Annotated in this window: 16 protein-coding genes and 1 pseudogene; 10 read left to right on the forward strand and 7 right to left on the reverse strand. The window is 72.5% G+C overall.

Annotated features, from left to right (window positions below; genetic code table 11):
• Positions 1-23: 23 nt before the first annotated feature.
• The 3 genes from OG782_RS23370 (at position 24) to leuE (ending at position 2,440) form a co-directional block, all read left to right on the forward strand.
• Positions 24-1,001: a hypothetical protein gene (locus OG782_RS23370; protein WP_406453950.1), complete on the forward strand. Its 978-nt coding sequence runs from the start codon at positions 24-26 to the stop codon at positions 999-1,001.
• A gap of 88 nt (positions 1,002-1,089) precedes the next feature.
• The gene (locus OG782_RS23375; RefSeq protein ID WP_406453952.1) at positions 1,090-1,710 is read left to right on the forward strand and encodes a class F sortase; all 621 of its coding nucleotides are present in this window, start codon (positions 1,090-1,092) and stop codon (positions 1,708-1,710) included.
• 61 nt (positions 1,711-1,771) lie between these two features.
• A complete protein-coding gene (gene leuE / locus OG782_RS23380) occupies positions 1,772-2,440 on the forward strand; it encodes a leucine efflux protein LeuE (protein ID WP_406453954.1) in 669 nt (222 codons plus the stop codon).
• Positions 2,441-2,476: 36 nt separating this feature from the next.
• On the opposite strand, the gene OG782_RS23385 is transcribed toward leuE, so the two are convergent.
• The 3 genes and pseudogenes from OG782_RS23385 to OG782_RS23395 form a co-directional block, all read right to left on the reverse strand.
• Positions 2,477-2,935: a MarR family transcriptional regulator gene (locus OG782_RS23385; protein WP_406453956.1), complete on the reverse strand. Its 459-nt coding sequence runs from the start codon at positions 2,933-2,935 to the stop codon at positions 2,477-2,479.
• Between the two features lie 156 nt (positions 2,936-3,091).
• Positions 3,092-3,402 (reverse strand): annotated as a pseudogene (locus OG782_RS23390) (FAD-dependent monooxygenase); the annotation flags it as partial.
• 4 nt (positions 3,403-3,406) lie between these two features.
• Complete coding sequence (locus OG782_RS23395; protein ID WP_406453958.1) at positions 3,407-5,914, reverse strand: YfhO family protein; 2,508 nt, start codon at positions 5,912-5,914, stop codon at positions 3,407-3,409.
• A gap of 325 nt (positions 5,915-6,239) precedes the next feature.
• Here OG782_RS23395 and OG782_RS23400 point away from each other — a divergent pair, with 325 nt between their 5' ends.
• Both OG782_RS23400 and OG782_RS23405 read left to right on the forward strand, forming a co-directional pair.
• Entirely contained in the window at positions 6,240-7,811 is a 1,572-nt protein-coding gene (locus OG782_RS23400; protein WP_406453960.1) for a hypothetical protein, read from the forward strand.
• The gene (locus OG782_RS23405; protein ID WP_406453962.1) at positions 7,808-10,180 is read left to right on the forward strand and encodes a glycosyltransferase; all 2,373 of its coding nucleotides are present in this window, start codon (positions 7,808-7,810) and stop codon (positions 10,178-10,180) included. Before OG782_RS23400 ends, OG782_RS23405 begins: the two co-directional genes overlap by 4 nt.
• A 76-nt stretch (positions 10,181-10,256) precedes the next feature.
• Here OG782_RS23405 and OG782_RS23410 read toward each other — a convergent pair whose 3' ends face one another.
• Both OG782_RS23410 and OG782_RS23415 read right to left on the reverse strand, forming a co-directional pair.
• On the reverse strand, positions 10,257-11,636 hold the full coding sequence (locus tag OG782_RS23410; protein ID WP_406453964.1) for a polysialyltransferase family glycosyltransferase: 1,380 nt from the start codon (positions 11,634-11,636) through the stop codon (positions 10,257-10,259).
• Positions 11,633-12,613 carry a glycosyltransferase family 2 protein gene (locus tag OG782_RS23415; RefSeq protein WP_406453966.1) on the reverse strand — a complete coding sequence of 327 codons (981 nt, stop codon included), beginning with the start codon at positions 12,611-12,613 and terminating at the stop codon, positions 11,633-11,635. Before OG782_RS23415 ends, OG782_RS23410 begins: the two co-directional genes overlap by 4 nt.
• Before the next feature lie 220 nt (positions 12,614-12,833).
• Here OG782_RS23415 and OG782_RS23420 point away from each other — a divergent pair, with 220 nt between their 5' ends.
• From OG782_RS23420 to OG782_RS23435, 4 genes are read left to right on the forward strand one after another with little or no spacing between them, the layout of a single operon-like run.
• Positions 12,834-14,237: a DUF6716 putative glycosyltransferase gene (locus OG782_RS23420; protein WP_406453968.1), complete on the forward strand. Its 1,404-nt coding sequence runs from the start codon at positions 12,834-12,836 to the stop codon at positions 14,235-14,237.
• Positions 14,238-14,269: 32 nt separating this feature from the next.
• Positions 14,270-15,514, forward strand: coding sequence for a cytidylyltransferase domain-containing protein (locus OG782_RS23425; protein ID WP_406453970.1), 1,245 nt, complete (start codon positions 14,270-14,272; stop codon positions 15,512-15,514).
• A gap of 11 nt (positions 15,515-15,525) precedes the next feature.
• The gene (locus OG782_RS23430; RefSeq protein WP_406453972.1) at positions 15,526-16,461 is read left to right on the forward strand and encodes an N-acetylneuraminate synthase family protein; all 936 of its coding nucleotides are present in this window, start codon (positions 15,526-15,528) and stop codon (positions 16,459-16,461) included.
• 11 nt (positions 16,462-16,472) lie between these two features.
• Positions 16,473-17,531, forward strand: coding sequence for a hypothetical protein (locus tag OG782_RS23435; protein WP_406453974.1), 1,059 nt, complete (start codon positions 16,473-16,475; stop codon positions 17,529-17,531).
• Positions 17,532-17,614: 83 nt separating this feature from the next.
• Here the strand turns inward: OG782_RS23435 and OG782_RS23440 are convergent, their stop codons facing one another.
• Together OG782_RS23440 and OG782_RS23445 are read right to left on the reverse strand one after the other, a co-directional pair.
• The gene (locus OG782_RS23440) at positions 17,615-17,989 is read right to left on the reverse strand and encodes a type II toxin-antitoxin system VapC family toxin (RefSeq protein ID WP_406453976.1); all 375 of its coding nucleotides are present in this window, start codon (positions 17,987-17,989) and stop codon (positions 17,615-17,617) included.
• A complete protein-coding gene (locus tag OG782_RS23445) occupies positions 17,989-18,231 on the reverse strand; it encodes a type II toxin-antitoxin system Phd/YefM family antitoxin (protein ID WP_406453978.1) in 243 nt (80 codons plus the stop codon). Before OG782_RS23445 ends, OG782_RS23440 begins: the two co-directional genes overlap by 1 nt.
• Before the next feature lie 218 nt (positions 18,232-18,449).
• Here OG782_RS23445 and OG782_RS23450 point away from each other — a divergent pair, with 218 nt between their 5' ends.
• Positions 18,450-19,070: a hypothetical protein gene (locus tag OG782_RS23450; RefSeq protein WP_406453980.1), complete on the forward strand. Its 621-nt coding sequence runs from the start codon at positions 18,450-18,452 to the stop codon at positions 19,068-19,070.
• Positions 19,071-19,108: the final 38 nt, after the last annotated feature.

Genomic DNA, 19,108 nt, shown 5'->3' on the forward strand with positions numbered 1-19,108 from the left:
GCCCTTTCTCCACGGAGTCGTTCATGTCTTTCCGTCCCACGATCCGTCCCACGGTCCGCCGCACCGCTCTGCGGTCCGCCATCGCCACGGCCGCCCTGGCAGGCGCCGTCCTCGTGCCGGCCGCCACCGTCTTGGCCGACACCACCCCGACCACGCCGGCACCCACCAGCCCGGCACCCACCAGCCCGGCACCGACCACACCGGCACCGACCACACCGGCGCCGACGAAGCCGGCGGACGAGGGCACCCTGATCCGCACGGACAAGCTCACGGGCGGGCTGACCGCCAAGGTCTACCAGCACGGCGTCAAGGACGGCGACGAGCTCGTCTGGTACACCGCCACCGTCCTCAAGGGCGACCGCGCGCTCGGCACTCTGACCGCGGGCGAGGGGCACAAGGCCAAGGACACCAAGGTCTTCGGCGAGATCTCCGTCTCGCTGCACGCCGACGGCCGCGTCACCTCGGCGAACGACCACGGCGGTGGCGGGCAGGGGCCCGTGACACCCACCAAGTGCGTGGCCGAGATCAAGGTGAGCATCGGAGGGGGCACCGCCGCCTTTCTCGGCATCGGCCCGAGCGGCCCCTCCGTCCGGTTCCAGGACGCGGCGGGCGGCCCGTTCCTGGACTACACCCTCGACCGCCTGCACCCGAAGCTGCCCGAGAGCGCCGGCTTCGACGCCGAGATCCTCAACCCGAGCAGCAGCGCCCCGCGCCTGAGGTTCAACATGGAGGGCGGCGGACACCCGGCGGGCTACGCGGACTTCCCGAAGCTCCCCAAGGGATGCAGCTTCCTGTACGACACGGGGTCGGGCACCGGCAACGGCAGCGGCACACAGTCCTCCCAGACCTCGGTCATTCCGAAGGGCAGCGTCGCGGCCGGTGCGGAGCCGGTGCGGAGTGCCGGTCCGATGCTGATCGAGGTCGGCGGGGCAGCGGCGCTGGGGGCGGCGGGCATCGGCTTCGTCGTCCTGCGCCGCCGCTCGGCAACGGCCGGCCGCTGAGCCGGCCGGACACGTTCGCCACACGTCGGGGGAGGGGCCGTCGCGCAGTTCGGCGGCCCCTCCCGGTTCTTCCTGCCGGGAGTCTCGTATGCACACCTCGTTCGCACGCCGTCTGACGGCGGCCTCGCTCGTCACCCTCACCGCCGTGGCCGTACTGACGGGCTGCGCCTCGGGTGACGACGCCCCCGCCACCCCGCCGGCGCACATCGCCACTTCACCGGCCGGTCCGGCGCCGTCCGGCGCGGCCGCCGCCCCGATGCGGGCCTCCGAGCCGGTCCGGGTCCGCATCCCCTCGGCCGGTGTCGACACGGGCCCGATCCTGGACCTGGGACTGGCGGCCGACGGCACCGTCGAGGTCCCGACCGTGGCGCAGGCGGACCGGATCGGCTGGTACACCAAGGGCGTCACTCCGGGGGAGACGGGCCCCGCCGTCCTCATCGGCCATTTCGACACCGCCGAGGGCCCGGCCGTACTGAAGAACGTGGCGAAGATCCGGGTCGGCGACCGGATCACCGTCACGCGGGCCGACGGATCCGACGCGGTGTTCGCCGTGCGCAGGCTCCAGCAGGTCGACAAGGGCGCCTTCCCGACCGACGAGGTCTACGGCGACACGGCCGGCCCCGAGCTCCGGCTGATCACCTGCGGCGGAGACCTGAAGGGCGGCCACCGGCCCGACAACATCATCGCCTTCGCGGATCTGGTGAGGTGAGACGGCAGGCCGGGGGAACCCCGCGTCCAGGGTGTCGAACCGGCGTGCGACACTCCGCATCATGCTGGGTGTCACTGACCTTCCGACCTATCTCGCCGGCCTGGTGCTGATCGTTCTGCTGCCTGGGCCGAATTCGCTGTACGTGCTGTCCGTCGCCGCCCGGCGCGGGGTGCGGACCGGCTATGTGGCCGCGGCCGGGGTGTGGACCGGGGACACCGTGCTGATGACGCTGTCCGCGCTCGGGGCCTCGTCCCTGCTGCAGACGACGCCGGTGCTCTTCGCCGTCGTGAAGTTCGCCGGCGCGGGCTATCTGACCTGGCTGGCCATCGGGATGCTGCGGGCCGCGGTGTCGATGTGGCGCGAGCGGCACCGCCGGGTGGCCGAGCTCACGGGCGAGGCGGCGGACGGGGCCGGGACTCCGGGCACCATGGAGCGGCCCTACCGGCGGGCGCTGGTGGTCAGCCTGTTCAACCCGAAGGCCATTCTGTTCCTGATCTCCTTCTTCGTGCAGTTCGTCGATCCGGGGTACGCCTACCCGGCGCTCTCCTTCCTGCTGCTGGGCACCCTGCTCCAGATCGCCAGCTTCCTGTACCTGTCGATGCTGATCTTCGGCGGCACCCGGCTGTCCGCCGCGTTCCGCCGCCGCAAGCGGCTCTCGGCCGGAGCCACTTCGGCGGCGGGCGTGCTGTTCCTCGGCTTCGCCGCGAAGCTCTCGCTCAGCAGCGTCTGATTCAGCAGCGTCTGACCGGGCGCCGCCGGCACCGCGTCACTCGTGCCAGGCCTTGCCGCCGACGTTGTGGATCATGCGCTGGAGCACCTTGAGGGCACGCACGTACTCCTCGGGCGGGATGCCGGCGTGGATCTCCGCGCTCGCCCGGGTGACGCTTGCGTACGCCCGGGTGCTCAGTGCGTGGCCCGCCGGGGTCAGCCGCAGCCGGGCGCCGGCGTCCTGGGTGATCAGGACCTGGTCGAGCAGCGTGTCGATCTCGGGCTCCAGGTCGTCACCGACGTCGAGGTAACCGCGGAGCAGGGCGACCACCTCCGCGCGCGGGCGTCCCGTCGCGTCCGCGTCGGCGAGCCGGTTCAGCACCCACCACCGGGGCTGGGTGAGTCCGTGCTCGGCCAGGGCGGCACGGATATGGGTCACGGTCGCGGTGTGCGCGGCCCAGCTCCAGTAACCGATCGGCTGCCTGGCGAGCCCTGCGTCGTCATGTGAGAAGTCCATGAGGCGAACGTAGGAACTCAACCGCGCTTGAGGTCAAGGCCCAGTGGCGCCACTCCGAGGGTCCGTCGGGGGCCCGGTCGCCGGACTCCAGGGCGCCGGCGCGACGCGCTGACAGCGGTCCCCCGCGGGCGCTCGACCGGCTCAACTGTCCTCGGCGACCCGTACGTCGGCCACCGGCATCGGCGCCGGGTCCACCGTCTCCCCGGTCATCCCGATGCCCAGCGCCCGCCGCACGGCGGAGCGCACGCCGTCCGCCGCGACCAGGTACGAGGCGCGGAGCCGGGCCGGTGGGCAGCTGTGCGGTGACCCCGTCGGCGTCCCGGGCGAGGCCGGTGAGCGCGGTCGCGCACCACGTCGCCGCACAGCTCGCGCAGCCGGGCCAGCAGGATCTCCTGGGTGCGCCACCGCGGCATCATCCACGGCTCCCCGTACGGCTCGGCGTCCGTCGGGGCCGCCACCCGGAACATGAAACTACGTACGCGCGCGCCGCCGCCGTACACGCGCCAGGACCGCCGGAGTGAACGCCACGGCGAGCAGGGCCGCCAGCGCGGCCGCCCCGGCAACCGTCCCGGCCCGCAGTCCCGGCGGCCGGAAAGTGCAGTCCACCGCCGTCCGGCCGCCGTCGACCGGCACCGCGACCAGGCCGAGATACGAGCCGGCCGGACGCCCGTCGCAGCTCCAGCCCGCGATCCGGGGCGCGGCCAGCACGGCCACCCCCCGGGTCCCCGGCGGGAGTTCGGCGTGCACGCCGCCGCCGGAGACGCTGACCCGGGTCGCGCCCGTGTGCTTCAGCAGCTCCACCGCCGAGGCCAGGCGCCCCGGATCAAGGCAGCCGACGGCCTCGTGCGGAACGGTCCCCGCCCGCTCCGCCCGCAGCGTCACGTCGATCCGGCCCGTGCCCGCGCCCAGTGGCAGGATCCCGGCCCGGCGCGCGGGCATATCGCCCCGGACGTCGTTCGGTTCGCCGGTCGCACCAAGTCGGGCGGTGCCGAACAGGTCGGGCGCCCACAGGAACACCCGGCTGCCCGCGGGGCAGCTCGCACTCAGGGTGTACGTGCCGGGCTCCACCGCGTAGGTGCCCGTGTTCCTGTCGGTGGCCGCCGAGCCGTCCGCGGACCGCAGCGCGGTCGCCGGCAGCGTGTACACCGAGGCGCCCAGCAGCTTCTCCTGGTTGCGGAACGGCGAGCGCCCCCACCCGGACGCACCGGAGCCGGACGGCCGCACCGTCACCAGCGGCGGCACGTCCTGCCGGGTCACGGTCACCGGCCGGCCGTCCGGGCGGTTCCAGACCTGATGCGGATCACGCGGCACATGGACCCGGGCGCCGACCGAGAACACCGCGTCGGTCACCGGGTTGTCCAGGCTCTGCAAGGCGCGGCCGCGCGAGGTCCAGCCGCCGCCCAGGGCGAGGAAGGTGCGGGTGGTCACGTCGGGCGTATGGCTGCTGTAGTACGCCGCGCCCTGCCCGCCGACCACCATCGGGTCATTGGCGGTGGACTGCTCCAGGCCCGGGTCGGTGCGGTAGCGCGGCCAGCCGTCGGCGCCGGCGACCGCGGCGGCCTGGCGGCTCTGGCGCTCGCCCCAGGGGGCGTAGTCGTCGAGCCGGTTCAGCCGCTGGCGGTCCGCGTACGCGGTGGTCGCGGCGGCCTGCCCGGCCTGCGCCCCCACCAGCAGCAGCACCGCGAGCACGGCGAACCGGCCGCTGCGTGCCAGCGCGAGAGCGCAGACCGCCGCCACCAGGCCGGCGGCGAACAGCGGATACGTCCACCGGGTGACCAGATCGCTGGACGCGGCGCCCGCGGCGATCAGCACCAGCACCCCGCCCCCGCCCAGCAGCGCCCGCCGGTCCGGCCAGCCATGGGCCACCGAGGTCCAGGCTGCGATCACCACGATCCCGGAGAGCACGAACGTCTGCCGGAACGGGGATCCGTTCGGAGTCGCGAAGGCGTGCCAGAGCAGATGCGTGGGCCCCCACTGCAACGACAGCGTGACCACCGCCGCCAGCCCCGGCCACACCCACCGCTCGGCGCGCGGCACGCCGCGGTGAAAGGCGAGCGCGCAGGCCAGCAGCAGGGAGCCGGTGCCGAGGAAGACCGCCGGGCTGAAGAATCCGTACGTGGCCGGGAGCAGCCGGGCGGCCACATCCGGCCAGGCGGCCGGGGCGAACTCCCGGGTCCAGCCCGGGTAGGCGTGCCGGGTGCCGAGGAAGACCGGCAGGAGGACCGGAGCGGCCAGTCCGATGCCGAGCAGCACCGTCCGTACCGCGCGCACCAGCGCCCGGACCCGTTCCCGCGACGTCCCGTCCTCCAGCAGCAGCCGTACCACCAGCACCAGGGCGGCTCCGAGCGTGGCCATGTACGCGGTGTAGAAGTTCGACACCCAGGCGAGCGTCACCAGGAGCGTCGCCGGCACCGGCCGCCGCGCGGTGCGCGCCCACTCACCGGCCAGGCACAGCAGCGGGAAGGCGATCAGGCCGTCCAGCCACATCGGGTTGTACACGGCCTCGGCGACCGACCAGCCGCACAGGGCGTACGAGGCGCCGAGCACGGCCGCCGGCCACTCCCGGCCGCGGCCCCGGCGCAACGCGGTGAGCAGCCAGGTCATGGCAGCCGCCGCCACCCCCGTCTTCACCAGGGTGACCACATAGACGGCCAGATCGATCCGGTCCCTCGGGAACACCCCGACGAGCAGGGCGAACGGGCTGGTCAGATACGTACCGAGGTCCGGCAGGAAGCTGGTGCCGAAGCCGGACTGCCAGTTGATCAGCAGCCCGCCGTCCGCCTGCCCGTGCAGCAGGTCCCAGAGCCGGGCGTGGAACGGGACGAACTGATTGCCCAGGTCGTTCACGCTGCGGGTGTGCGGGCCGAAGGGGTAGCTGCGGGCCACCGCGTCGCCGGCGCAGACGGTCACGACGGCGAGCAGGGCGGCCAGCGCGGCACCCCGGCCGCGCGGCGATCGGAGAATCGACGGAGTCCTCATGGTGGGTCGAATATGTCATCGAACATCGTGAAATCCCGCGAGGGAAAAGGCGGTTCACCTGATGGTCCGCCGGCCTTCACATGGCCGTCCCCGACCGGTCATCCGGCGTGGACGGCGGCCCGCTCGGAGCGCCGGGCGGCCCCGTTCCATGCGCCGGGAGCCGGGGCGAAGAGTCCCGTGACGCAGTTTCCCGTGCTGACAGGGCGAGTTCATCTGGTGGCCGTTCAGGTTTCCTAGCGTGCTACGGAACCACGAACGGTCGACGAACATCCGTCCCTCTTCCCACGCCCCTTCCCCCCCACGGGCATCAGACGCTTGGAGCGCCATGACGAAAGCCCGCACCCGTTGGCCACGGCAGCGTGACGCGGAGGCTCCGTTCCCCTCCGGCGGCCACGCGTCCTCCCCGGCCGCCGTCCGTCCGACGGAACTGGAGACCTGCCTGCGCGCCTGCGCCGCGCACAGCGGGAAGCTGGTCGCCGGGCTCGACCGGCGGCGCACGGCGCTCGCCGAGGCCCTGCGGAACCTGCTGGCCGTCCACGCCACCATGGAGCGGACGACGTCCTCCGAGTCCGCCTCGCTCCCGCTGCTGCGGCGCGGGGCCAAGGGCGCCGCGGGCTCCGCCCTGGTGCTCGGCGACCGGCTGCTCGACCCGCTGCTCGCGGCCGGCACCAAGGCGCTGGACTGCGGTTACGAGGACGAGCTGAAGCTCGCCGTCCTCATCACCGACACCGTGCTGACCCAGCGCAAGAACTCCCGGGCGGCCTGGCGGCTGCGGGCCCGTGTCCTGGAGGCGATGGGCGCGGAGCGCGACGCCGTCGAGGCGTACGAGCGCTACCTCGCCCTCACCGACGACGACGGCTTCGGTGTCGAGGCGAAGACGGCCGGACTCCGGGCCGGCGCCGAGTACCAGAGCGAACTGCTGATGACGCTGGAGCGGGGCTGCCCCGAGGCCGCGGCCTTCGCCGGGGGATCCGTCACCGACACCTGGGCCGAGGGCCTGGAGCTGTACGCGCGCGGCGACTGGAACCGGGCCCGTTCCCGGCTGATCGGCGCGCTGCTGGCCCAGGACCGGGCCGGCGCCCCGGTGCCGGAGATCCAGGAGGCCCTCGCCCAGTACGTCGGCCTCGCACTGGAGGCGGGCGGCGCCCCGGGCAGCGGTGCGGGCCCCCGTGCCGACGGCGGCGGCCCCGCAACCCCACTCACGGATCTCACGGATCTCACGGACCTCATGGAGCTCTACGCGGGACAGCGCAGGACCCGGATGCGCGGACCGGTCGACGACCCCACCTTCGGCGACGTCGAATGGACCACGCTCGGCGAGTTCCGCAACCGCATCGCGGGCAAGTCGATCTGTCTGATCGCCAACTCGCAGCGCGTCGGCTCCGGTTCGATGGGCGCCGAGATCGACGCGTACGACCTGGTGGTCCGCTTCAACTCGTACCGGATCGACCCGGCGGCGACCGGCAGCCGTACCGACATCCACGCCACCATCCACAAGCACGGCTTCAACTGGGACCAGCGGGTCCACACCCGGCTGGTCTTCGGCGGGCTCTCCGGCGACTGGAAGCACTCGCTGCGCAACCGGCTGGTGCCGGGCGCCCAGCGCTACCTCGGCGACGAGTCCCTGCGCTGGCCGCTGCGCGACATCGGCAGGGTCGGCACCGACCGCTGGCCCGCCATCCCCACCAGCGGATTCAACATGCTGTGGCTGCTGGACCACCTGGACGTCAGCCCGCAGCTCGACCTGATCGGCTTCGACTTCTACGAGAGCGGCGCCTACCGGCTGCCCGCCGCGATGAAGATGCCGATCACCTCCGTGCACGAGTACACCAGCGAGAAGGCGTGGGTCATGGAACGCGCCCAGAGCGTCTCCGACATGAGGATCCGACTGCGATGACGACGACGCCCCCTGCCGCCGCGCCCCTGCCCGCACCACACACCACCACCACCGCGCCCGCCGGCACCACCCCCGCCAACGCGCTCACCGGCAAACGCCGCATCGCCTTCGCGAGCTTCGTGGACGAGAACTACCTGCCCGGCTTCCTCGCCCTGCTGCGCAGCCTCGCCCTGTCCAACCCGGGCGTCTGCGAGGACTTCATCGTCCTGCACGACGGGCTGCGGCCCGCGTCCGTCGCGCAGATCCGGGCACTGCACCCGCGCATCGACTTCCGCCGGGTCGACGCCGCGCACTACGACACGTACGCCAAGGGCGACCAGGACAACTACCTGGTCCGCAAGGCCTACTTCATCCTCGACGTCTTCCGGGTGCGCGACTACGACACCGTGATCACGCTGGACACCGACATGGTGGTCCTCGGCGAGCTGGACGAACTGCTGACGCTGCGCGACGGACTCGCCGCCGTTCCGCAGTTCTTCTACGGGCAGCACAAGCTCAACAGCGGACTGCTGGTCATCCAGCGCGAGTACCTGAGCGACGCGTTCTGCGCGCGGATCGACGAGGTCGGCCGCCAGGGCACGTACGAGCTCGACAAGCACGACCAGGGCATCCTGAACGCCGTCCTCGACGGTGACTTCGTGCAGCTCGACGCCCGCTACAACTACGTCAAGCGGCGGCTCTCCGGCGACCTGCCGGTGCCCGACACCACCGCGATCCTGCACTTCACCGGCCGGCACAAGCCCTGGCAGGGCGGCGAGGCCGGCTACAGCCTGGCCGAGGACCGCTGGCGCGGATTCGAGCTGTCCGACGCCGAGTTCCACGCCGCGTACCTGGCCCTGCCCGGCGCCAAGCACCACGACCTGCTGGTGCACTACGGCACCCCGCACGTCCGCCGCACCGCCGACCCCGAGAGCGCCCGCCGGGTCGCCGCCGCACACATCGGCGCCGGTGAGTACCAGGAGGCGGCCGACCTGCTCGGCGGGGTCCGGATCCCCGTCGACGAGGCCTGGCCGCACGAGGTGCTCGGCAACGCGCTGATGAGCGTCTCCCGCTACCAGGAGGCCCGCACCCAGCTCCTGCTGGCCGCCGCCGCCCCCAACCGGGCCGCCACCGCCTTCTCGCGCCTCGCCCAGATCGCCTGGATCCACGGCGACGACGCCACCGCCGCGCAGTACGCCCTCGAAGGGCTCGGCGTCGACCCCACCCACCGGGCGAACCGGCTGATGTACAAGCGCACCAGGGACGCCGAGACGCCCGCCGAGGGGCCGGCCGGCGAGCAGCTCGCGCACGTCGCCTTCTACATGGACCGGCAGGGCAACGCCGGGGACAAGCTCCTCCCGCAGAGCGTCCGGCTCGCCTTCGGCCGCGACACCGGCCCGGCCCGCTGGCACTCCGTCCACGCCCACCGGCTGTTCGACGAGGCCGCACTGGAACGGGTCAACGCCCGGCGCGGACTGGTCATCGGCGGCGGCGGTCTCTTCATCCCGGACACCGCCCCGAACGGCAACAGCGGCTGGCAGTGGAACGTCCCCGACGACGTCCTGGAGCGGATCGACGTACCCGTCATGGTGTACGCGGTCGGCTTCAACGCCTTCGACGGCCAGGCGTACGGCCACGGCCGGGACCGCTTCCTGTCCTCGCTGCGCAAACTGGTCGAGCGGTCCTCGTTCTTCGGGCTGCGCAACCACGGCTCGATCGAGAAGGTCCGCGAACTGCTGCCCCCGTCACTGCGGGACAAGGTCCGCTTCCAGCCCTGCCCGACGACCGTCACCCGGCAGCTGGTGGAGGGCTGGACCGACCCCGCGCAGCGCGAGAACACCGTGCTGATCAATGCCGCGTACGACCGCGCGGGGCTCCGCTTCGGCCACGACTACGGGCACTTCCTCGCCGAGATGGCGACCGCGGTGAAGGGGCTCGGCGCCCACGCCGAGGTCAAGTGCGTGGCCCACTCGCTGGACGACGAGCGGATCGCCTTCGACCTGCGGCGCGAGCACGGCATCGCACTGCCGGTGATCCCGATGTACGACTTCGGCAACGACGAGATCCGTGACACGTACGCCCGGACCAAGCTGGTCATCGGGATGCGCGGGCACGCGGGCATGATCCCGTTCGGCTGCGGCACTCCGGTCATCAGCCTGATCTCGCACCCGAAGATGGCGTACTTCCTGGCCGACATCGACCGGCCCGAGTGGGGCATCTCCGTCCACGACCGGCACCTCGGGGCGCGGCTCGTGGAGCGGGCGGCCGGACTGCTGGACGACCACGCGGCGGCGGTCGCCGATGTGCACGGGCGCCAGCAGGAACTGTGGAAGGTCACCGAGGCGAACGCGGCGGACCTGCGGCTGGTGCAGGCCGGCGTGCGCGTCTGACGGCACAGCGGGAGGGGGCGGGGTGCCTGCCGGCGCCCCGCCCCCTCCCGTCGTCCACCGGCCCCGCCGGGCCGGATCAGCGCCGGCCCACCCGCCGCAACGCCTTGGCCCGGCGCGCCACCCTGCGCACCGCGGCACTCCGCGGCAGGAACGCGAACTGCTCGGGCACCCCGCCCGGCAGCCCCAGCGACGTCAGCCGCCTGCGCTTGAAGTAACGCCAGGTCCCGGCCGTGAGACGAGTGGCGAGATAGCGCTCCGCGACCGGCCGCAGCTCCGGATAGATCTTCGGCTGCATCGCGAAGCCGACCGCCGTGACCAGCTCGTTCAACCCGTCCGGCGCCACCGCCGCCACGCCCCCCGACGTCACCGCGTCCCGGTCGTCGAGGTCCGGCACCAGCGCGTCCACCAGAGTGACCGGCACCCGGTTGCTGTTCTCGAACGGGGTCAGCCGCTCCAGCAGCGTCTCCGTGCCGACCCGCGCCACCGGCAGCCCGTAGAACGCGGACGCCGTGAGCAGCGCGGTGGAGAAGCAGCCCACGACCAGGGCGGGCCGCATCCGCTGGTACAGCACCTCGGCGAGGACCGGTGCGGTCAGCACGCCCGCGTCCAGCACGGTCAGTTCCGCGCCGAGCTCCGCCGCCTGCGCCTCCATCGCCCGCGACCACTGCGCCGGCGCCGTCGGATGCGGCTTGAACACCAGACGGGTGTGGCCGAGCCGGACCGCGCCGCGCATCATCCGCAGATGCAGCGCCTCCTCCTCCGCCGCGCTGATCAGGCCGAGCGCGGAGAGGTACTGGCCGAGCAGCAGCGCCGGCGCCTCCACGGACGGCACACCCGCCGCCACGTCGTGCGCGTCGGCCAGCTCACCGAGCACCTTGAGGAACGCCTCGGCCGGCACGATCTCCGGCGCCACCCCGAACTCCGTGAGCAGCAACGGCCGCAGCCCCGGCACGAGGTCGAGATGCAGCAGCCGCCGCACCCGGGTGCCGATCAGCGGATCGATCCGGTTCCTGGTCGGGCCGTAACTCATCAGCCCGTCCGCGTACACCTCGACCGGAACGCCGGTGAAGATCTGGCAGAGCGCCAGGGCCGGGTTGACCTGTATCGACTCCACGGCGATCTCGATGTCGTCGTCGCCGAGCCCCCAGGCGAGCCGCAGATGCCGCTCCCACAGGGGTACGTCGTCCGGGCGCGGGGACCAGCCGCTCGGGTGGTGCGGGGCGATCGTCGCGTTCCACGACACGACGTCGTCGAACCGGCCGCGCAGCGCGTCGAACCCGGGCATCTCGTCTGGGGCGGGGGTCGTCTCCGGGATGCCCGCGTTGTTCGAGACGAGCAGGATGCGGCGGTCGGCCTCCGCGAAGGCGCCCGCGTCCAGGGCCGCGGCGAGCGTGGCCGTGCCGTAGAGCGTGGAGGCGAGGAAGATCTGTGTCGTACGGGTCCGGCTGCTGCTCACGCGGCTGCCACCTCCTTCGTGGCGGACCGGCGGCGCAGCCGGCGCAGCAGCGTCGCGCGCTTGACGTCCATCGAGTCGAGCGCGTCGTCCAGCACATCCTGCGGCATCCGCTTGAGCGCACCCGCACTCATCGATTTCAGGGCGCGGGCCACAGAAGGTTCGAACCTTTCCATCGAACTCATGTGATGGGAAATGATCGCGCAATAGTTACGGACCGCTTTCGGCAGGAGCTCCCGCGCATCGCGGTCGGCCGCGGTTTCCCGTACGACCTGGTCGAACGAGCGAATGAAATCGAGCTGGCGGATGTCACCGATCTGGGTCAGTGACGAGGCGACGCCGCGCCGGTAGAAAATGCCGAGAAGTCCCAGCACCGCAAAGGAATCCGCCTCGCGGTGCAGCCGCCAGATCCACGGCCGGTCCTCCGCGGTGCGCAGACCGTCCGTGAAGTGCAGCAGACCGCGGTCCAGGAGCCGGCGGTGATAGAGGCCCGCCCAGGCGTAGGCGTAGTCGACCGAGGTGGTGCGGGCGGCGGGCAGGATCGCGTCCCGCGGCGCCATGACCTCGCCCCTGCGGCCGTGCGGGACGCGGTGGACCGTACGGGTCCTGCCGTCGGCCTGCACATGGTCGGTGCGCACGAAGTCGCAGCCCAGCGCCTCGGTGCGGGCCAGCAGGTCGGCGTAGAAGCCGGGGGCGAGCCAGTCGTCGCCGTCCAGGAAGGCGAGGTATTCGCCGCGGGCCGCGTCCAGGCCGGTGTTCCGGGCGGTGGCCAGTCCGCCGTTCTGCTGGTGCCGGCGGACGACCACCCCCGGAATCTCGTCCTGAGCGCGGCGCAACAGCTCCGCGGTCCCGTCGGTCGAACAGTCGTCGACGAGGATGAACTCGAAGTCGTCGCGGGCATTGGCCCGCAGACTTCTGAGGGTGTCGGGCGCGTATGTCTGCACGTTGTAGAACGGCACGATGACGGAGAGCTTAACCACCCGCATCACGCTAGTTCCGGGCCGGGCATTCGCCCTGTCGGCCGTGCGGACGGTGGGTGAACGGCACCCGTCGGAATGGTGAACCAGTAGGCCCCCAGGGGTATTTCCCCACCCCTTTCCATGAGCCGGGAGGCTGGTTCGGCAATCGTCGGCGGGCTGTTAACCCTTTGTTGCTGTCACGTTGGGCTGTCCACCCCCGGGCCTTCCTACCGTCTTGGACGTGCCCCCCAGTAACAGCAATTCGCCTTCGCCGGCAGAGCTGGAATCCGCAGCCCCGGAGTCCGCGGACACACCGTCCCGGGCGCTCCGGGTGGCCGTGCTCGCCGACTCCGACACCCGATGGAAGTGGGGTGCGCTCACCGCGCACCGGCTGACCTCGGGCGACGGCCGTGCGCATGCGCCCCGTGCGCGGATCAGCGGACTGCTGCTGCGCGGCCGGGCCACACCGACACCCCGCCAGCTCGCCGAGGTCGGCGACGTCGGTATCGACACCGGCCGGGTGCGCGAGGTCACGGCCGTCGAGTTCCTGCACACCGTGCGGGACGAGGGCTACGACCTCGTGGTCCTCGCCCTGGTCGGCGGCGCCGTCCAGGCGATGCTGCACGGACTGGCCGCACTCCGGCTCCCCGCCAGGCCCGTCGTCGTCACCGGCTACGTCGGCGTCGTCTACGAGAAGCTCGCCGACGGGCTGCTGCTGCGCCACGGCGCCGATGTCGTCCTCGCCAACTCCCGCCACGACGCGGAGCGTTTCCGCGCGGTGTACGAGGGAGTGGGCGCCGACGCCTCGGCCGTCACGGAGGCCGCCCTGCCGTTCCTCGGCGGCGCCCCGCACACCCCCGAACAGGACCGCGACACCGTCGTGTTCGCCGCCCAGCCCTCAGTGCCCGCCTCCCGCGCCGACCGCACCTACCTGCTGCGCAGGCTCGTCGAGCACGCCAGGCTGCACCCGCGGCGCGAGGTGCTGCTGAAGCTGCGCTCCAAGCCCGGTGAGCACACCACGCACATCGAGGAACTCCCGTACCAGCGCCTCGCCGAGAGGCTGCCCGGCGGACTCCCACCCAACTTCCGTCTGGTGTACGGGCACATGGGCGAGGTCCTGGACCGCACCGACCTGCTGGTCACCGTCTCCTCGACCGCCGCCCTGGAGTCCCTGCACCGGCGCATCCCCACCGCCGTCCTCACCGACCTCGGGGTGCGCGAGACCCTCGGCAACCACCACTTCATCGGCTCCGGCCTGCTCACCTCCTGGGACCACCTCGACGGCGGCGCCCACCCGGAGCCCGACGCCGACTGGCTGGCCGGCCAGGGCGTCGCGGCCGACGGCACCTACGACACGGCCTACGACAGCGCCCGCGCCAAGGTCACCGCCCTGCTGGCGCAGGACCGGCTGCCGGACCTCGCGCCCTACTACACACCCGCCACCGCCCCCGGCTACCTCCCCGGCATCCTCGCCCGCCACCACCTGGCCGCCGACGGCCACCCGCTCCCGGGTGCCGCGGCGCCCAAGGAGACCGGCCGGGTCAGGGGAGCGGTGCGCGAGGCGGTCCGCGACGCGGCCCGGGGCGCGTACCGCCACGGCGTCCAGCGGGTCGCCCCGGTCATCCGACGGATGGGCGAGCTGTGAAGACCACCACCCACACACCCACTGGAGCAGCGATGACGCAGCCCACCGTGCTCGCCGTGATCCCCGCCCGCGGCGGATCCAAGGGCGTACCGGCCAAGAACCTCGCCCAGGTCGGCGGCGTACCGCTGGTCGTGCGCGCGCTCAGCGCCTGCCTGGCGTCGAGCGAGGTGACGGACGTCGTCGTGACGACCGACGCCCCGGCCGTCGCCGAAGCCGCCCTGGCCGCCGGCGAAGCGCTCGGCGAGGCCGCCCGGGTGCACTGCGTCCAGCGCCCCGAGGCCATCGCGGGCGACACCGCGACCAGTGAGGCCGCCGTCCTGCACGCACTGGACACCTACGAGGCGGAGCACGGCAAGGCCGTGGACGTGGTGCTGCTCGTCCAGTGCACCAGCCCCTTCATCGCCCGTGAGGACATCGACGGCGTCGCGGCGGCGGTCGCCCGCGAAGGCGCCGACACGGCCGTCACCGTCGCCCCGTTCCACGGCTTCCTGTGGCGCGACGGCAGCGCGGTCGAGGACCACAACTACGGCGTCAACCACGACAAGGCCGTACGCCCCCGCCGCCAGGACCGTCCCGAGGACCTCCTGGAGACGGGCGCCGCCTACGCGATGGACGCGGCGGGATTCCGCACCCACCGCCACCGCTTCTTCGGCCACACCGCGCTGGTGCGCACCGACCCCGCCCGGGTGCTGGAGATCGACGACCCGCACGACCTGGCCCGCGCGCGTGCGCTGGCACCGCTCCTGGACCCGGCGCCGCTGCCCACCCGCGAGGACATCGACGCGGTCGTCCTGGACTTCGACGGCACCCAGACCGACGACCGGGTCCTCATCGACTCCGACGGCCGCGAGACCGTCTCCGTCCACCGCGGCGACGGACTCGGCATCGCCGCCCTGCGCAAGGCCGGCCTGCCGCTGCTGATCCTCTCCACGGAACAGAACCCGGTCGTCGCCGCCCGCGCCCACAAGCTCCGCGTCCCCGTCCTGCACGGCATCGACCGCAAGGACCTCGCGCTCAAGCAGTGGTGCGACGAACAGTCCATCGCCCCCGAACGCGTCATGTACGTCGGCAACGACGTCAACGACCTCCCCTGCTTCGCACTCGCCGGCTGGCCCGTCGCCGTCGCGAGCGCGCACGACTCGGTACGCGCCGCAGCGCGCGCCGTGACGAAAACCCCCGGCGGCCTCGGCGCCATCCGCGAGATCGCGGCCTGGCTCCTGGGCCCCACCCTCACCGACCACCTCTCCACCCCCACCGACTCCACCCCCACCAAGTAAGGAACACCCTCATGAGCACCTCCCGACTGCGCACCCTCGGCAACCGCACCGCGGGCCCGGGTCACCCCGTGTACGTCACCGGCGAGATCGGCATCAACCACAACGGCGACCTCGACAACGCCATCGCGCTGATCGACGTGGCCGCCGAAGCCGGCTGCGACGCCGTCAAGTTCCAGAAGCGCACCCCGGAGATCTGCACCCCGCGCGACCAGTGGGACATCGAGCGCGACACCCCCTGGGGCCGGATGACGTACATCGACTACCGCCACCGCGTGGAGTTCGGCGAGACCGAGTACCGGGCCATCTCCGAGCACTGCGCCGAGCGCGGCATCGACTGGTTCGCCTCCCCGTGGGACACCGAGGCCGTCGCCTTCCTGGAGAAGTTCGACGTCCCCGCCCACAAGGTGGCCTCCGCCTCCCTCACCGACGACGAGCTGCTGCGCTCCCTGCGCGCCACCGGCCGCACGGTGATCCTCTCCACCGGCATGTCGACCCCGCGCCAGATCCGCCACGCGGTCGAGGTCCTCGGCTCGGACAACATCCTTCTCTGCCACGCCACTTCGACGTACCCGGCGAAGGCCGAGGAGCTGAACCTCCGCGTCATCAACACCCTCCAGCAGGAGTACCCCAACGTCCCGATCGGCTACAGCGGCCACGAGACGGGCCTCCAGACCACGCTGGCCGCCGTCGCACTCGGCGCCGCGTTCGTCGAGCGCCACATCACCCTCGACCGCGCCATGTGGGGCTCCGACCAGGCCGCGTCCGTCGAGCCGCAGGGCCTCACCCGCCTCGTCCGTGACATCCGCACCATCGAGGCGTCCCTCGGCGACGGCGTCAAGAAGGTGTACGAGTCGGAGCTCGGCCCGATGAAGAAGCTCCGCCGGGTCCCGGGCGTCGTGGCGGAGAGCGGCGAGACGGCCCCGGCCGCCGAGCCGGTCGCGGTCTGACGGGCCGACCGGTGAACCTCGCCTTCGTCGAGAGCCCGGTCCAGCTCCTGAACGTCCTGGAGTGGGCCTACACAGAGGGAGGCGGCGGCCGTGTCGTCCCGGACGTCACCGTCGTCGTCCTCCCTCCGGTCGACCCGATGTCGCGCGGTCAGCTGCGCCGGATGGCGGAGCTGGCCCGCGACGAGGGCATGACCGTGCGCTGGCAGGAGGCGCGCGGCGACTCGGGCACCCCGCTGAAGTCGCTGCGCGCCCTCACCCGGCTGGTGCGGAGCGCCGACCACATCGTCATCGGCGACCCGTTCTCCCGCTACGTACAGCTCCTGCTCTCCCTGGTCCGCCCCCGCCGGCTCACGGTGGTGGACGACGGCACCGCCACCATGGAGTTCGTCGCCCAGCTGACCCGCGGCGAGCGCCTGGTGCGCTGGCACCGCCGCGGCGGCTCCGGCCCCCGCGACCTGGCCCTGGCCCCGGTCACCGCCACCGCCCGCCGCCGCTTCACCCCGTCCGCGGCCCGCGAGGTCGAGCTCTTCACCGCGATGCCGGTGATCCCGCCGCCCGGCATCAGCCTCATCCCCAACACCTTCTCCTGGACCCGCTCCCGCTTCGGCCCGCCGCTGCTCACCAAGGGCGCCGACCTGGTCGGCACCTCCCTGGTCGAGACGGGCGTCGTCGACCGCGCCCCGTACCTGGAAGCGGTCGCGGCCCTGGCCCGTACCCACGGCGCCACCCGCTACTTCGCCCACCGCCGCGAGTCCACCGAGAAGCTCCACGCACTGGAGGCCGCCACCGGCCTGGAGATCGTCCGCCCCGACCTCCCCCTGGAACTCATCGCCCGCCGCGGCCCGATCGGCCGCACGGTCCTGAGCTTCCCCTCCACGGTGGTCCACACCCTGCCGCTGGCCCTGGCCGGCACCGAGGTGAAGGTCGCGGTCTGCGACATCGCCCCGGAATGGCTGCGTGAAACGGCGTCCCCGAGGGCCCAGGGCTTCCTCGCGGGCGTCACGGAGACGGCCCGCGACGTCCAGCGGCTGGCTCCGTGGCGGGCTACGGCGGTGATTACGGAGGCGTGAGTGGGGGCGGGGCCGGGGACAGATGACCCGGCCGGGCGGGGGCGAGGCCGGATGACCCGGCCGGGCGCCCTCGGCGGTCAGGATCAGACGGGCATGACCTGCACGTCGTAGGCGGGAATCCACTTGTCCCGGGTCAGGATGGTCATTCCCTCGGTCTGTGCCTGCGCGATCAGTATCCGGTCGAAGGGGTCGCGGTGGTGCGTGGGCAGTCTGTCCGCCCGTACGCCGTGCCCCGCGGTGATCGGAAGGGAGAGGAACTGGCTGTCCCGTACGCGTTCCGCCAGGTCCTGCGGGCCGTCGAGCTTTCCGAGGGATTGTTTGATCGCGACCTCCCAGGGAGTGACCGCGCTGACGAAGACCGAGGGCTCCGTGTCCAGCAGGTGCTTGATCTCCTCGGCGAGCTCGGCGGAATCGTCGAGCCACCACAGGACGACGTGTGTGTCGAGACGCAGCTTCATCAGCGCATCCCGAAGGCGTCGGCCACGTCGTCGGGCAGCTCGTCGAAGTCGTCGTGGATGTGAATCCGTTCAGGGAGCGAACCCCGCCCGGTCCGCTTGACCCGGGCGCGGAGCGGCACGACCCCCGCCACGGGCTCTCCCGCCTTGGAGATGATCACCTCTTCGCCGGTGGCCACCTGCTCCAGGATGCGCGAGAAATGGGTCTTGGCCTCATGGACGTTGTACTGACGAACTGCTTCCACGGCTGCCTCGCAAGGGCGTATCGGATGATGGACTAACCACTGGACTAAGGGTGCCCCGCGAGCTGGAGCCCCGCCGGGCTCTCGCGTCCACGGCCGCGAAGGCCCACCGCACCCCGGCATGCTTCCCCGCCGCCCCCGAGTGTTCCGGGGGGCGCGTCAGGGGTGGCCCAGGGGCATCCCCGATGGCCGTCAAGGACACCGGGTTCGATCATCGAAGCATGCAGAACACGGAATTGACGAAGCGTCAGGAAAGCCGTGCCGCTTCCTCCACCACGACGGCGTTCCTCGCAGGCCCGGCCCTGATGGCCGGGTACGGGGTGGTGCGGCTGACCGGACAGGCGCTGGGCGACTACGGCCCCGGGCTGTGGTGGTCGCTGGCGCACCTGCTGTTCCTGGCCGGCGTGCTCGCGTTCGTTCCGGTGTTCCTGGGCCTGCGGCTGCCGGCCGGGGTACGCGGCGGCAGACGGGCCGCCGTCCGGGTGGCTGCCGGGGCCGGGCTGCTGGGGACGGCCGCGGTGGCGGTCCAGGCGTCGACCGACCTGGCGGCCGGGTTCCTCGCGGCGGACGAGCAGGCGATGAGTGACCTGTTCGACAAGGTGCAGGACGTGCCCGGTGTGATGCCGGTGGTCTACACGGCGGTGCCGGCCCTGTTCTGGATCGGCCTGCTTGCCCTCGTCTCGCTGCTCGCGCTATTCCGCCGTGACGAGGTCCCGGGGTGGTCCCCGCTGCTGGTGACCGCCGGGATCGTCCTGATGGCCATGAGCCTGGACCTGCTGGCGGCCGGAGCCCTGTGCATCGGGGCGGCACTGTTCCCGGTGCGCCGGGGACTGCGGGTCTGACGCGGCCCGCACGGGCCGCGGCGCATCGCACCGTCGCC

Origin of the sequence: Streptomyces sp. NBC_00876, assembly GCF_045207435.1 — a bacterium.
Lineage (GTDB): Bacteria > Actinomycetota > Actinomycetes > Streptomycetales > Streptomycetaceae > Streptomyces.